The organism is Pseudoalteromonas sp. DY56-GL79, assembly GCF_041414765.1.
Classification (GTDB): Bacteria; Pseudomonadota; Gammaproteobacteria; order Enterobacterales; family Alteromonadaceae; genus Pseudoalteromonas; species Pseudoalteromonas piscicida.
Genome location: NZ_JANHZS010000009.1, coordinates 77,172 through 92,482, shown reverse-complemented (window position 1 = coordinate 92,482; position 15,311 = coordinate 77,172). Strand labels below are relative to the sequence as shown.

General features: G+C 43.4%; 12 protein-coding genes. 6 read left to right on the top strand and 6 right to left on the bottom strand.

All coding sequences use genetic code 11. From position 1 onward, the window contains the following. Positions 1-19: 19 nt before the first annotated feature. On the bottom strand, positions 20-1,648 hold the full coding sequence (locus NO992_RS08225; RefSeq protein WP_371375995.1) for a methyl-accepting chemotaxis protein: 1,629 nt from the start codon (positions 1,646-1,648) through the stop codon (positions 20-22). Between the two features lie 414 nt (positions 1,649-2,062). Next, positions 2,063-2,611: a hypothetical protein gene (locus NO992_RS08220; protein WP_371375992.1), complete on the bottom strand. Its 549-nt coding sequence runs from the start codon at positions 2,609-2,611 to the stop codon at positions 2,063-2,065. A 113-nt stretch (positions 2,612-2,724) separates the two neighbouring features. Between NO992_RS08220 and NO992_RS08215 the strand changes: the two genes are divergently transcribed. The 5 genes from NO992_RS08215 to map all read left to right on the top strand — a co-directional run bounded on the left by NO992_RS08215 (position 2,725) and on the right by map (position 7,180). Then, positions 2,725-3,213 (top strand): hypothetical protein, encoded by a 489-nt coding sequence (locus tag NO992_RS08215; RefSeq protein WP_371375987.1) that lies wholly within the window; start codon positions 2,725-2,727, stop codon positions 3,211-3,213. Continuing rightward, a complete protein-coding gene (locus NO992_RS08210; protein WP_371375984.1) occupies positions 3,210-3,584 on the top strand; it encodes a rhodanese-like domain-containing protein in 375 nt (124 codons plus the stop codon). The genes NO992_RS08215 and NO992_RS08210 overlap by 4 nt, the downstream gene beginning before the upstream one ends. A 184-nt stretch (positions 3,585-3,768) precedes the next feature. After that, entirely contained in the window at positions 3,769-6,042 is a 2,274-nt protein-coding gene (locus tag NO992_RS08205; RefSeq protein ID WP_371375981.1) for a TonB-dependent siderophore receptor, read from the top strand. Between the two features lie 165 nt (positions 6,043-6,207). Then, positions 6,208-6,408: a ParD-like family protein gene (locus tag NO992_RS08200; RefSeq protein ID WP_010606564.1), complete on the top strand. Its 201-nt coding sequence runs from the start codon at positions 6,208-6,210 to the stop codon at positions 6,406-6,408. A gap of 1 nt (position 6,409) precedes the next feature. Next, positions 6,410-7,180, top strand: a complete 771-nt coding sequence (gene map, locus NO992_RS08195) for a type I methionyl aminopeptidase (protein WP_371375978.1) — start codon at positions 6,410-6,412, stop codon at positions 7,178-7,180. Positions 7,181-7,192: 12 nt separating this feature from the next. On the opposite strand, the gene NO992_RS08190 is transcribed toward map, so the two are convergent. Continuing rightward, entirely contained in the window at positions 7,193-7,996 is an 804-nt protein-coding gene (locus NO992_RS08190; protein WP_371375975.1) for a methyltransferase domain-containing protein, read from the bottom strand. Between the two features lie 31 nt (positions 7,997-8,027). Then, positions 8,028-8,783 (bottom strand): Nif3-like dinuclear metal center hexameric protein, encoded by a 756-nt coding sequence (locus NO992_RS08185; RefSeq protein WP_371375972.1) that lies wholly within the window; start codon positions 8,781-8,783, stop codon positions 8,028-8,030. A gap of 191 nt (positions 8,784-8,974) precedes the next feature. Between NO992_RS08185 and NO992_RS08180 the strand changes: the two genes are divergently transcribed. Continuing rightward, complete coding sequence (locus NO992_RS08180; RefSeq protein WP_371375969.1) at positions 8,975-11,008, top strand: tetratricopeptide repeat protein; 2,034 nt, start codon at positions 8,975-8,977, stop codon at positions 11,006-11,008. Positions 11,009-11,093: 85 nt separating this feature from the next. Here the strand turns inward: NO992_RS08180 and NO992_RS08175 are convergent, their stop codons facing one another. Together NO992_RS08175 and NO992_RS08170 are read right to left on the bottom strand one after the other, a co-directional pair. Beyond that, positions 11,094-12,167 (bottom strand): efflux RND transporter periplasmic adaptor subunit, encoded by a 1,074-nt coding sequence (locus NO992_RS08175; RefSeq protein ID WP_371375966.1) that lies wholly within the window; start codon positions 12,165-12,167, stop codon positions 11,094-11,096. Positions 12,168-12,181: 14 nt separating this feature from the next. Then, complete coding sequence (locus NO992_RS08170; RefSeq protein ID WP_371375963.1) at positions 12,182-15,292, bottom strand: efflux RND transporter permease subunit; 3,111 nt, start codon at positions 15,290-15,292, stop codon at positions 12,182-12,184. Between the last annotated feature and the right edge of the window lie 19 nt (positions 15,293-15,311).

Here is a 15,311-nt window from a genome sequence, read left to right as displayed (position 1 = left end):
TTAATTTCGTCGGGTTATCTTAGAGCGTAAACTTGTCGACTTGTGACTTTAAGTCATGGGCAAGTTTACTCATTTCATTACACGCCGTCGCGGTTTGGTTGGCACCTTCGGTCATTTCAACGGCTGAGTAATTGATAGTCTCAATATTTTTGTTCAGCTCTTCTGAAACCACTGATTGCTGATGACAAGCTGACGCGATCTGTGTACTCATGGCTGCGATGCTATCAATTTGAGATTCAATTTGATGGATCATATTGCCAGCGACTTCCGATTGCTCAACACAAAGTGCAATACCTTGTTCACAGCTTTTGGTTGCCACGCCAGTTTCCTTCGACTTGGTTTGTAGGTCGTTGACGATTTCAACAATTTGCGTGGTTGAATCTTGGGTGCGTTGGGCCAGTGAGCGAACTTCATCCGCAACAACGGCAAAACCACGACCTTGCGCGCCTGCACGAGCGGCTTCAATGGCGGCATTTAATGCCAATAGATTCGTTTGCTCTGCGATCTCTCTGATTACGTCAACAACCACATTAATGTTGTGTGAGTTTTTCTCGAGATTATTGGCAAGCTCGCCTGCAGCTGTGACTGTTTGTGCAACGTCTGAAATATGATTAATATTTGATTTAAGTGCGTCGCTGCCTTCTCTGGCTTTTTCACTTGCCTGATTTACTGACTCAGCGCCCATTTCTGTACTTTTTGCTACTTCACTAATTGCCGCTTGCATTTGTGTCATCGCGGATGCGACGGATTGCAGCTCATTTTGTTGTACATTCATACCTTGGGCATTTTGGTAAGAAATAGCATTTACTTCTTCTACCGCTGCAGTTAATTGAATGGCTGAGTCATTGATCATGGTGATCAAGGCGTGTAACTGTGAACGCATTTTTTCTAAAGATTGGGTCAATAAACCTAGCTCGTTCTTGCCTGTATCTTCAAGTGTAATCGCATGATTTAGCTCACCACGGGCGATTTTACTCGCAAGATCTACGGATAAAGCAAGCGGTGTCTTAATCGCTTTACTCAACAGCATACAAATAATGACTATGGTTATTGCAACGAGTAATCCAGAAATCGCTAAAGTAAATAGGGTGCTATTAACGGCTGATATAGCCGAGCGCTCAGAATTTTCAACACTGCTATCATTTAGTGCTTCCAGTTCACTAAGCTCAGACATGGCGTTGGCAAACAGGGGGTAGCTATCCAAAATAATACGATTTGCTTCTTTTGCGTTGCCACTTAAGATAAGGCTTTCATAATGATAGGTCGCATTGACGTATCGCTGCCAAGCTTTAATAAATGCGTCGAATAACGCTTTTTCTTCTGTGCTGACCGGTAATGATTGATAAAATGCTATCTTGTCATTTAATGACTTCTTCAGATCTCTTAATATAGCGAGCCAGTTTTGTACCTCTGAGTCTTCAGGGTTTAATGCAGTACTAAACTCATCTTTACGTATCGTTGCTAAGTCAATTTTAATGTCTTTGATGGTTTCCATCGATGGAATACTGGTTCTGACTATGTCGTTCAGATTGGCGTTTACTTCTTTCATTCCTTGGTAGCTCATCAAGCCAACTCCAATGAAAATGACAAAAAGTAAGGTGAAACTTAACGTTATTTGGTTAGAAATAGATAGTTTTTTTAACTGCATTATTGAAGCTCAATGAATCCATGGATGATGATTGATATTTAAAGGGGCGGTATTGTATTTGAAAAGCAGGTGATATTAATAATTAAATGTTCTTTGCTAATGTTTGCAGTTTGTATTATTTGTTGATTATATTTTGTGTTTTAGATTTGTGATTTTTTAGCTGAAAGGTGGTGTGGTTTTTTATCCTCTTTTTGTGATTTTCTTTTCTAAAAAATGTCCGGTTTTTAACTTTGCCACATCACTTACTTTTTTGTTCAAAACCTTTACGTTATGGAGACTTATAAATAGCGTTGAAGGACAAAGTTGAGGTATGTAGCCTAAGTGAATTAAAATTCACCTAAATTTTAGTTGTAGAAATCTGCATAATATTGATTTAGTTAAGTCGTTATAAAGTAATAGAGGCGCTAGGACTATTTAGACTTCATACCTTTTATCTCGTTGCCTAGTCATTTCATCAAGTACCATTTGGATCATCTGTTGCTTTATATCAGCATGCTGTGATTTAAGCTCATCAAGTTGTTGGGTTAAAATCTCGATTTCTTTTTCTGTTTCATTATCGCGGTACTGTTTTGCGCCGGTATGTTCATATCTCAGGGTATCTTCTTGTGTCGTTGGGACATCAATATCACTTACTGTGGATACTTTTATGGCCCGCTGCAGAGGTGTCTTTTTTAACTCGCTAATAAGCTGTTGTAAATGTTGGATTTGCTCTTTCATTAGGGCTTCAGACTGTTCTAACATTTCATATTGTTGCTTAAAATTAGGGTTGTTACCTTTGTATTTCTTTGCCTTTTTATCCATAAACTCAGTCAGTATGGTTTCATTTTCATTTTCATTTTCATTTTCATTTTCAGGTTCAGGTTTTGCTTCCGTTTCCTCTGTGGAGTTACTTGTGGCAGTGGATGTTTCGTTGTTTGCGTTTAGTGCGTCGGCAAAGTGATGTAGCTTCGTTTGAATTTCCATAACGTTATCCTTGTTATCTCTATTTCTAACTGTATCGGAGTATTTTCTGATTTCTTTAGCTGTTTGGTTAATCCCCGCTAAGCTAACAAGGTTGGATATAAGGAGTCAGTGAAATGAAGGTATGGTTGGTTATTAGTATTTTGTTTTTTAGCAGCAACAGCTTAGCTAAATGTGAAGAGCAAGTATTTAGACAGTTTGATTTTTGGCTTGGAGATTGGTCGGTAACGAGCGTAGGAGGCCTTGAGCCTGGACATAATCGTATCACCCGTGAGTATGATGGCTGTGTTATTAAAGAAAGTTATACCACTGAACTTGGGTATCGTGGTGAGAGTATAAATATTTATGATGCTTCCACTCATCGTTGGCATCAAACTTGGGTGGATAATAGTGGGCTGTTGTTACAGTTGGATGGTGAGTTTCATGAAGGGAAAATGGTATTACAAGGGGATAGGAAAAATGCAGCAGGTATTAAGGTGACGGATAAGATAACATGGACTGCGAATCCAGATGGTACGGTACGTCAAGTTTGGCAGAGTAAGCAAGGGGCTGATGAGTGGCAAATAGTATTTGATGGATTATACAAAAAGGAGACTAAAGAATGAGAAAACTGATTATTAGCTTTATGTGGTTTGTTAGCAGTATTTGCTATGCTCAATCGGAAACGATCACACAGCAAGCGCTGATGATAAATCAAATGTCTGCAGACGCTTACACCATAGTGGACGTACGAAGCCCTGAAGAGTTTGCCGCAGGACACATCAAAGGGGCAATAAACATTCCTTTTAATGAGATTGAAATGCATCAGGAAGAGCTGACTAAATTGACTGATACACCACTCGTTGTGTACTGCCGCTCAGGGCGTAGGGCTGGCATCTTCATTAAAGCACTAGCGCCAAAAGGTTACACCTTAAAACACCTAGAAGGTGATATGAATAAGTGGCTTGCAGAGTCTTTACCTGTGGTGAAAAAGTAGGGGCTCCCTACTTTTTGAGTAAATAGCAGAGGGTAAAAGGCAAAACTCAATAGGGTCTGGTCGCTGGCACGTTTGAATAGCACTTAAAATATCTTCATATAACTAAAAAAGGGACTTGAAAGAAATATTAATATAAATGATAATCACTATCGTTTTCAAAATGAAGTTAATTTAGGGAAAAACGATGCGCTCTTCATCTCCACGTACACTACACCATTCTTTAAAACTCTCTCTTTGCGCCACTTTTGTGCTGCTCTCAGTACACGGCAATGCACATGCCGCTGAAGTTGCCGATGATACGCTAGCAGCCGATGCTGCGGGTGACGGCAGGGCTCAAGAACTAGAGCATATTTATGTGACTGGCACGAGTGTAAAAAATTACACAGAGTCTGCGAACAAAGCAGCATTAAAAATGATTTTATCACAGCGTGAAACGCCTCAAGCGGTAACCGTTATCACAAATCAAATGATGCAAGATTGGCAAACGGTTAACATTGATGAGATCTTGGAACATGCAACGGGCTTTTATGCAAAGCGTGGAGCCAGTCTCGATAGGACACGTTTTTCTGTACGTGGCGGTGATGTCAATTTAATCCAAATAGACGGTGTGCAACAGTTCCCTGGTGGTCGAAGACCAAATGTAAACGGGGATGCGGTTGCTTATGAGCGCGTTGAGATTGTACGTGGTGCAAATGGTTTATTAACTGGCGTTGGTGACCCAACCGCCACCGTAAACTTAGTAAGAAAACGTGCAACAAGCGATGAGTTTAAGGGCAGTGTGGCGGTTTCGGCTGGTAGTTGGGATAATTACCGCGCAGAGGTGGATGTGGCGAGTGGGTTAAACCAAGAGGGCAGTATTCGCGGCCGCTTTGTTGCTGCACATTATGAAAGAGATTCTTACATTGAGCGGTATAGCCAGGAGAAGACTTCCATATATTCTACTGTTGAGGCAGATCTGACCGATTACACCTTATTACGACTCGGTGTGGAATATGCTGATACTGCTTCAAAAGGGGCGATAAATAGCCATTCTCAACCTTACTTTTACGCTGATGGGAGTCGCTATCAGGGACGCCGTGGTGACACCGGGATGACGGCAAAGTGGAGTAGCTGGCCAATCGAAGAATACACCTATTTTGTTGGGCTTGATCACGCGTTTGAAAACGATTGGCAACTCCATGCCATCGCGACTTACAATACTATTGAGATGCAAGGTGGGCAGCTGTTTTTCGTCTATCCAGATGGGCCTATCAACCCTGATGGCAGCAGCGATAATGGATTCGGTTACAGTGCTGTAATAAGTAGCTCCGAAGATGAACAAAAGACAATAGACTTGTCACTCCAAGGCCCAGTAGAGCTATTTGGTCGTACGCACGATGTCATTTTCAGCTACAACCAATTCAAGCGAGAGCGTACGTCATTTGGTAATGAAGCAGACCAAACCACGATTTCATTAGAAGGATTAAATTTTCACGATTGGACTGGTGACGTGCCGCGCTATCCGTTTAAAGATTTAGGTCGTGATAGTTTGACGGTAACAGACTCTAATGGTGGATTTGTGGCCGTGCGTGTTAACCCGCATGATGATGTTAAACTTATTGTTGGCGCTAGGATCACCAATTGGGAGTACGATATTGACCTTTATGATCCTAACAACGGTAAGTTTCTTCGTAACCGCTATCATGAAAAGGTGGATACAGAAATTACGCCTTATGCCGGAATCGTGGTTGATATCAATGAACAATATAGTGTTTACGCAAGCTACACAGAAGCATTTCAGCCGCAAGCCTATTTTGATATCAATGATAAAATGCTCGACCCAAGCACAGGCGAAAGCTACGAGCTAGGGGTAAAAGGTGAGTTACTCGATGACACCTTGAACTTTACGGCAGCGGTGTATCGCAATGTTGAGAATGGACTTGCGATTGCCGATCCAAACTACCCAGACAGCTATCTAACTCCGCAGGGCAATAGACCATATATTCAGCGCGGTGAAGGCGATACGACAGAAGGTTTTGAAGTTGAATTTACGGGCTCTATCAATGAGCAGTGGAATATCAGCTTAGGGCTATCAAAACACAAAACTGAATCAAAAGATGGCAAAGAGCTGTTAACAGATCAGCCCAAAGAGCTCATAAACCTGTATACCACCTATGACTTTAGCGAGTTTGTTGACGGCTTTACTGCGGGAATTGGAATTAATTGGCAAGGTAGCTTTTATGCAATACCACAAAGGCCATTGCCGGGCGGCGGTAGTGAGGCGTATAAGATCACACAATCTTCCGGTGCGTTACTTAATTTAATGGCAAGATATGAAGTGAGTGAACAGCTTAGTGTGTCGCTTAACTTCAACAATCTACTGGATGAAAGTTACTACAACAGTATTTCATCTTGGGACGGCTACGTAATGCACGGCGAACCGTTCAATTGGCAATTAGGGATGCGCTATAGCTTTTAGTGAGTCAGCCTAAGCTTGAAATACGGAATGCACCGCCGAAGCGGTGCATTTTTTTGCCTCAAATTATTTGCCTCAAAACAATAAGCAAATTGGCATTAGATTTTGCATTGTTCCGCAACTTCGTTATTATATAAAACATATGTGATATGTATATGGTTTATATAAATGGGTATAGTAAAAATTTCAGATGAACTACACGATGAGATCCGTGAAGCGAGCACTGTGATGTCGCGCTCAATCAATTCACAGGCTGAGTTCTGGATTAAAATTGGGCGACTTGCCGAGCGCAATCCAACGCTTACGTTTACAGAGATCATTACGGCAGAAATGACGCGAGTGAAGTCACAACAGCCAAAAGGAAATTGAGATGCAAGAGGTTACCTTCAAAACCGCTGATGAGATCCAATTGATGCGCGAAAGTGGGCGATTGCTTACGCAGGTGTTTGACTACATTGATAGTTGGATTGAACCCGGAGTTTCTACGCTAGAGATTAATGATAAAGTGCACAACTTTATTGTTGATGAGCTTAAAGCGCGTCCTGCCAGCCTTGGTCAATATGGTTATCAGTTCGTCCTTAATAGCTCTGTAAACGAGGTTGTGTGCCATGGTGTGCCGAGTAAATCACAAATCTTAAAGTCTTCAGATATTGTAAACATCGACATTACGCTTGAGAAAAATGGCTTTATCAGCGATTCCAGCAAAATGTACGTGATGCCAGATGCATTACTCCCAGCCAAAAAGTTAGTGGCAACGACTTACCAAGCGATGTGGGCTGGGATAAAAATGGTTAAACCTGGAGCAAAACTTGGGGATATCGGTGCGGCTGTACAGCAAGTGGCTGAAAAAGCCGGTTACACTGTGGTACGCGAGTATTGTGGTCATGGGATTGGTAGAGAGATGCATGAAGCGCCAAATGTATTGCACTATGGCAAAGCAAATACCGGAATGACGCTAAAGCCGGGGATGACCTTTACCATTGAGCCGATGATCAATCAGGGAAGTGCAAAAATTAAAACCAAAAAAGATGGCTGGACTGTGGTAACCCGAGATAAAAAGCTATCGGCGCAGTGGGAGCATACTGTGTTGGTAACAGACGACGGCGTTGAAGTGTTAACCCTACGAGCGGAAGAAGCGTAAGTAGTGCTGTACTTACGCTTGTTTTAACATCAAGTGAGTATAACGACCTAAGGATGAATAGGGCTCTTGGCGATTGTATTTAAGCTCTAAGGCGAGCAAAGCGTCAAAATCTTCATCCGCCTTACTCAACTCCCTTAAGTAGTCATGAAAACAGCGAACACCGGTTTTTTGCATAACGCTGAGCTTTGCCTCATTAAGCCAAGTCGCCATATCCGTTTGGCTAATTGGTTTATTGGGACTGAGACCTACTTTTTGCTTTACCTTAAGGCCTTTTTGCACATAGTCGAAGTTACCGTACACCATATTGGCCATCAGATGCGCCTCATGGTTGAAATACATTAGCGAAAGCAAGCCAGTTTCGCTTAGCTGCGACTTTAGCAGCATAAGCGCACTTTGTTGCTCAACCAGCCATTCAAGCACCGCATGGCACAATACTAAGTCGAATTGTCCTAAGTTCAGCGTATCGAGCGCTTGCAGGGGCGCGTGGATAAAATGAAGCTGGTCATTTAGTCCAGCTTCATGCGCGCGCGTTTTGGCAAGTTCAAGCATCTCTTCTGAAATATCAATCACAGTGACATGGTGGCCAAGCGATGCTAAATAGAGCGCCAATTGCCCTTGTCCGCCGCCAACATCTAATATGCGTTTGCCACTTGATTGCGTTAACCAGTTAACTTGTGCGCTCAAGTCACGCTTGAGCACTGCTTCTCTGATTTTGCCTTTATTGGTGCCATAGATATTGTTTTTAAACTTGTGCGTTAGTTCTGCAAAGTTTTTATCTGTCGGTGCCGGTTTTTGTTGCTGCTTTTTTCTAGCCATATGCGAGATCACTTAATTAAGCAAAGTGGTATTAAACCGGGTTGTCGATATCAATAAACTCAACATCCAAACCATATTGCGCAGCCAAATATTCACCAAGTGCCTTAGCGCCGTAACGCTCTGTGGCATGATGTCCTGCCGCGATAAAATGGATCTGTTGCTCGTTTGATGAATGAATGGTTTGCTCTGATGCTTCACCCGTTAAGTAGGCATCAATGCCTTGGCTTGCCGCGAGATCGATAAAGCCTTGTCCACCACCGGTACACCAAGCGATGGTGCTGATTGGGTGATCGCCTGCAACATTTAATAGCGGCTTTCTACCGAGTTTCTCTTCAACTAAAGCGGCAAAATCAACAGCAGTCATTGGTGTCGTTAATTTGCCTTTTACCGCTACGCTATTTTTATTCCAAGGTTCAAGCGGTCTTTCATATTCAAGCCCAAGTAACTTAGCGAGCTGTGCGTTATTCCCGAGTTCAGGATGAACATCCAGTGGAAGGTGGTAAGCGATTAAGTTGATGTCATTGGCAAGCAGGGTTTGTAGGCGGCGCTTTTTCATACCAGTGACACATTGATCTTCCCCTTTCCAAAAATAGCCGTGGTGAACCAAAATGGCATCAGCACCACGTTCAATAGCAGCATCAATTAAAGCTTGGCTGGCGGTAACACCCGTGACGATTTTTTGGATTTCGTCTGCTCCTTCCACTTGTAGACCATTTGGACAGTAATCATTAATTTGAAATGGCTTCAGTAATTCCGTTAATTGATTCACTAATTTGGTTCGTTTCATAACACCCCCTAACTCTTAGATAGCGCTAGTTTAACTGGTTTTACGATAGATCAAAAAGGGAGATTACACCGATAGATGCGTGCAGTATGAAGGAATAAAGGCAAACAGCTCGGATCTGATTGTTCTTTTATTCGAAATAAAAATAAATTACTGTATATCTTTAGTTCTTTATTATTAGTAAAGGTAAATATATGTTTAAGTATGCAGTGTGTCTGCTGCTTTTGTGTACGTTTTACGTTCAAGCAGAACTGAATGAAGAGGGTTTTGAGTCTCTTCGGCTGCAAATTAGAGAACAATATACCGTTGACCCTAAAGTTGCACTTCAGCTCACTGAGCAAGCCTTAAATACTAGCCGTTTGAGTGCAGACCAAAAAATCAAAATCCTGAATTATAAAGCCTGGTTTCAAATGGAGCTGAATCAATTTTCGGCTGCTATGCGCACGATAAATGAAATCAAACGACTGATAAGTGGCGCTCAAGATAAATCACTGATTTATGCTTACTATAATTTGTCGGGGGGAGTTTATTCTAAACTAGGACTGTATGAGCTTGCTTTGGTGCAGTACAAGGATGCATTGATTGTTGCGGAGCAACGAGGCGACGACATGGTATACCAAACAAAAAGTAATATTGCTGACGTTTATTTTTTGCTCGGCCAATATGATGTCGCGTTAGATTACTATAACGAGTACCTGCACTTTCTGAATTCAAATAAAGATGAGCTGTCATTATCATTACTTTACAACAACATTGCTAAAGTCTATATAGCTAAAAATGATTATGATAACGCTACAAAGTTTATTGATAAAGCACAGCAAATTCAAAAGAGTGGTAAGTCTGACTACCATCTAGCGTATTCGTCAAAGTTTCGAGGAAAAGTCGCGCTTGCTAGAGGGCAACTAGATGCTGCATCGGCCTATTTCAGGAAAGCTATCTTAACCTTTCAGCGGCTTGGCACCACGAATGAAGTCAATGACGTTAAGCTGGATTTGATTTCACTGGATATCAAACAAGGAGATATCTCTGAAGCTAAAAAGTTGGCAGAAGAAGTCTTGGATTCGACAGTGCAAACAAATACTAAAAATAAACAGGCAAGTGCTTTGTCGGTGCTAGCGAAAATAGCCGAGTTACAAGGAGACAGTAAATATGCATTGGCTTTAACGCAGGAATTGAGCCGAGTGGAAAGAGATATCTATGCTCAGCAGCGTAATATTACCTTATCTCGCGCTTCTTACGAGCTTGAGATGGTTGAGAAAGAACTAGAGATTGAGTCGCTTAAACGTGTGCAAGCGGTTCAATCAGCGGAGGCAAGCGCACAACAGAAATGGCTGCTGAGCATTATAGTGTTTATGCTGATCTATGCCGTATCAACTATCTTAGTTATTCAGATTATTCGTCGTCGTAATGGTAGTTTGAGATCTACATTAAAAGAATTGACGAGTACCCAAGAGAAACTTGTTGAAGCGGAAAAAATGTCCTCACTAGCAGGATTAGTTTCGGGAATGGCACATCACCTCAATACGCCTATTGGTCTGGTGATCACCGCAAACTCTTCCTTAAATGGATCACTTCATGACATTCAAAATAAATTTGAGCAAAAAACGTTGTCGCCAAATCACCTTAGCCATTTCATCGGAGATGCGTTAGTCGCCTCCGATATTGTTGACCGCAGTGCTAATCGCCTTAATGCCACAGTCGAGCGCTTTAAAGCAATTAATACCTCAATTGGTAGTGCGGAAGTTAAAACAATAGAGTTGTCTGATTTTTTAAATTTACATATTCGCGAAATTCTAGTTCGTATTGCACCAAAAGCGAAACTTAGCTTAGATAACGATAAGCTTGAGGTTCAAACCTACCCTAATATCCTGCTTGAGGTATTGAAAGAGTTTATACACAATTCAGAGCAACATGGTTTTACGGACAATTTACTAGAAGATCAGCCTAAGATAGCGATTCGCTTGAGTGAATATGATGAGGCATGGCAGCTGAGCTACAAAGATAATGGTAGGGGTTTACCTGACCATAATACCGAGCAAGTATTTAATCCTTTTTTTAGTACTAATTTAGCGATGCAATTAGGACTTGGCTTAACTATCGTATTTAACAGCGTTGTCCATGTTCTTCAAGGCACGATTAAGGCGTATTCAAACGATGATGGTGTCGAGTTTTTATTGACCTTACCGAAACAGCTCAAAAATGGCAGGCGTAAAGCAGTGGATAATTAATTCAACCACTTTTGGGAGCTGTGATGTTTTTAAAAATGAGCCGCTCATCCATGAGTGAGCTCATTGGGCTAGTAACTGGTTGCTATTAAGGGTTTGTCACCTCTACGTCTTGTCCGGTTTGTAGGCGCTCTGCGCCGCGAACGGCGACTTTATCACCTGCATGTAAGGTATCTTTGGTACGGGGAGTAATCTCAACCCATTGGCCTTTGCCATTGCCGACGGTGACAGGAATTTGTTCGGCTTTATTTTGCTTATCTATTTTGACGATATGGGTGCCTTGCTTGCGTAATATCAAGGCATCACGGTCAACCAGCAGTACGGGTTGTTTGCTGGTGAGCGGCACTGCCACATCAACTAATTGACCAATTGCCCACGTATGGGTTTGATCTGCTGCCAGTGTTGCACGCACTTCAACGGTCTGTGAGCGCGGATCGGTTGAGGGGATCACCGCTGTGACTTTCGCTGACGTATTATCTGGCTGGGATAAGTCACCAGAACGGATTGGCAGCACTATACCTTTTTGCAAAAACTTTAAGTATTTAACGGGCACATATAAGCGAACTTCAAGATGATGGATATCTAATATGGTGAGCAGTTCATCGGCGCGATTTATTTCTCGCCCTGCGCGTTTAAAACGTTCACTGATAACACCATCAAATGGAGCACGGACCGTTGCGCGAGACAACTTATCGTCAATAACCTTAAGTTCGACTTCCGCTAAGGCGATATCCGACAGCGCTAGGTCATGTTTATTTTGCATTTCATCGACTTGACTCTCTGCCGCACTGCTGGTTTTTGCGAGCTTCTTTAATCGAGTCAATTCTTGTTGATATAAGCGTAAATTGATCTTGGCTCGATTTAATAATTCGGCTTGACGGGCCTTATCGAGTTCCAGCGGGAGTGTGTCCATACGTACTAAGATTTCGTCTTTTGCGACACTGGTACCGGGTTCTGCTACGTACAACAAACGGCCACTAACCCCAGCGGTCAGCGTCACGTCGTCTTTTCCATACAGTGTGCCACTAACTTCAATTTCGCTCGTGAGGGGGGCTTTTGTCACTTCAGCTACGGTGACTGGCACGACGGCGACGGCGTGTGGCGCAACGATCCCAGCACACAGTGCTAGGGCCTGAAGTGTCTGTTTTATTGGGTTTTTCATTCTGTTCTCACTACTCACTGATTGGCAACTAGGCTGAGCGGGGCTTTGGCCGTTGATTTGTTTGTTTCGGATGGCGGAGTTTGCCGCCCAAGTTGCAATAAACTCGGCATCAACACTAAAGTAAATAGTGCACTGATAGCCATGCCACCGACGATGACGGTCGCAAGGCCACGGTAGATTTCTGAGCCTACGCCTGGCATGAGCATTAGTGGCAGCATGCCAAACAGACTGGTTAAGGTGCTCAAGTAAACGGGCCTTGCTCTTAGCAACACCGCTTGTCTGACCGATGCTTCACGACTCATGCCTGATGCCATCGCAACGCGAGTCTGATCCACCAGCAAAATGGCATTATTAACGACCAGCCCAAGCAAGATGATAAAGCCTATCATAGTCAGTAAATCCAAGGACTGGAAGGTAAAGAGGTTTAAGATATACAGAGCCAGCACGCCACCTGCGATAGCCAGTGGCATCACTAATAATACCAAGGCGCTGTCTTTGGCAGACTTAAACAGCGCGGTCATCAACAAAAACAAAATGAACAACGCGAGGACAAAATTCAACGCCATTTCTTCCATTGCGGAATTCATCTTTTGCGCATTCCCCGCTAAAATAGCACCCGCACTGGCTGGTAGGCTTGCGCGCACTTTTGGCATTACCTGTTCACTCAAGATGGTTTGCACTTGCTGCAGGCTCATATCAGCCGGAGGCGTGACAACAATGCTGACCGTACGGCGACCGTTCACACGCCGCAGTTGCGTCGGGCCAACTGTACGTTCTATATTTGCCAACTCGCCGAGAGTTTGAATTCCTGACTGAGGTGTTACGATAGGCAAGGCTTTTAGTTCCTCAGGGCTTTGCCAAGGGATACCACGAAGAATAACGTTCATACGCTCGTTACCATCAAAATACTCATTGACGAATAATCCACCGGTATAAGCTTGTACCGCTTGAGATACATCTCGACGCGTTAATCCCGCTTGGGTGATCCTGCGATCGTTAGGCGTTAATCTAAGCTCTGGCTCTGCCATATCCAGTCGTGGCTGAGGTCTGGCAGTTGCCTCTGGTAGCGCGGTTTGTACTGCCTGCAAAGCCACTTGAGCACCTGAGATTAAGTCGTCCATATTGGGACCGGTAAGATCAATATTAATATCGCGACCATCGCCGCCATTGGCGACTTGGATCATGGAGCCGCGAAAGAAAAACACTTGAGTATCGGGAAGGTCGACGAAGATTTCTTCTCTGGCAACTTTCATCAGTTCTTCAACACGTTGAGGGTCGGCTGAATAGATAAAACCGCCAGCATTAGAACCAAACGCATAGAAATTAAAGTCTTTAATACCTGGCTCTTTTTCGCCTTGGTAATAGGGCATTAAGCGCTTTTTCACGCGCAGCAGTAGTTCTTCTTCCATAAACTGCACATTGCCACCAGGTGGTGTCACTAGGTTAAAGAAAAAGCCGTCGGTGGGGGCTCTTGGCATAAAGTCAGTTTTTGGCAGCATGGTCAAGGTTGCAACTACCGAGCCACCCAGTAATACGCCAATCCAAGTAAGTTGCTTTACTCTATTATTGGTCAACTTCATGATGAAATTGGTGAGTTTTTGCCAGTATTGATGGTAAGGATCTGGTTTTAGTTCAGAGTCTGGCCACAAATGGTTTGCCAGTGGAATAAGGGTAATTGCACACAACATTGACGCAATAACGGCAATAGAGAGTGTCAGTGCTAAATCGGAGAATAGTTGTCCCTCAATACCCGCCATAAAGAGAATAGGTAAAAAGATGGCGACGCTGGTGGTTGTCGAAGCAAATAATGCTCCGGTCACTTGTGCTGCGCCTTTTAAGGCGGCTTTTTTGTTATCGAATCCTTCTGCTCTTAAGCGTGAGATATTCTCTTGAACTATGATAGCGGCGTCTAGTACAAGGCCCACTGCAAATGCCAACCCCGCCAACGAGATCACATTCAGACTACGGTCAAAGATATTCAGTGCGAGGAAGGCGACCATCAATGAAATGGGGATTGTAGCTGCAATCACCAAAGTTGCTTTTAAGCCTCTAAAAAATAGCCACAGAATTAAACAAGATAAGAGTACCCCAAGGCCTAAATTACTTTTTACTAAAGAAAGTGCATTACGAATGTGGACGGAGGCATCAAAGCTGAGCTCAATCGACAAGCCATTCTCAGCCAGCGGCCCTTGGTTTAGTTCAGCAATTGCAAGGTTGATCTCATCAAGCAAGGCAACGGTATTTGCCTCGTTGGCCCGTGAGATCCGAATATAGTAGGCTGGTTTACCATTGCGGCCACTCATGCCCAAACGGTCTGAGAAGGTGCGTTCCACACTTGCGATATCACCTAAGTAGATTGGCCTGTCTCCTGAATAGCCGACACGCATTTGGGCCATACTGGAAAGGTCGTATTGGCCGGTGAATCGCACGGTATATTGACGACGTCCAACGTTGGCAAGACCTCCAGAGGTATCGCGAGAGCTCGCAAGTACATTACTGATTTGATCTAAACTAATACCAAGCGCGGCGGCTTTGTGCGGGTCGAAAGTAATACGCAGCTCTTTTGGCCGCTCACTCGCGAGATCGACACGTGCCACGCCGGGAATACGTGCAAGTCTTGGTTCAATAAACTCGTCGATTTGCTTTTGAAACTGCGCCATATCAAAGTCGAGACTATTTGATTGATAGTCTTTAGGTGTGACCAGCAAAGTGGCTGCAGCTTCACCGTTATTACCGCCGGCGAATACGACTGGATCTAGCGCATCAAGTGGCAATGGTGGGGCCTGATTTAAGCTTGTTAGCACATCTAACATCGCTTGTTGCATATTCGCACCCACCGCAAATGTTAGCGTAATAGAGCCATTACCACGATTGATGTTGGTATTAACTTCAAGTGCGCCGGGTGTGTTTTTTACCGCATTTTCTAGCGGTTCGATGATCACTGATTCTATTTCTTCTGGAGCGGCTTGGCGCCATCCCGAGAAAATCGTGATCTGTGGTTGCTCAATATCTGGCGTCAACTGAATAGGCAGTTTAAATATACTTAACAGCCCAAATAAAACAATCAACACCAAGATGACAATTACACTCGCTGGATTTTTTAGCGAACCGCGTGTCACGTTCATTTGGTATATTCCAATCTTG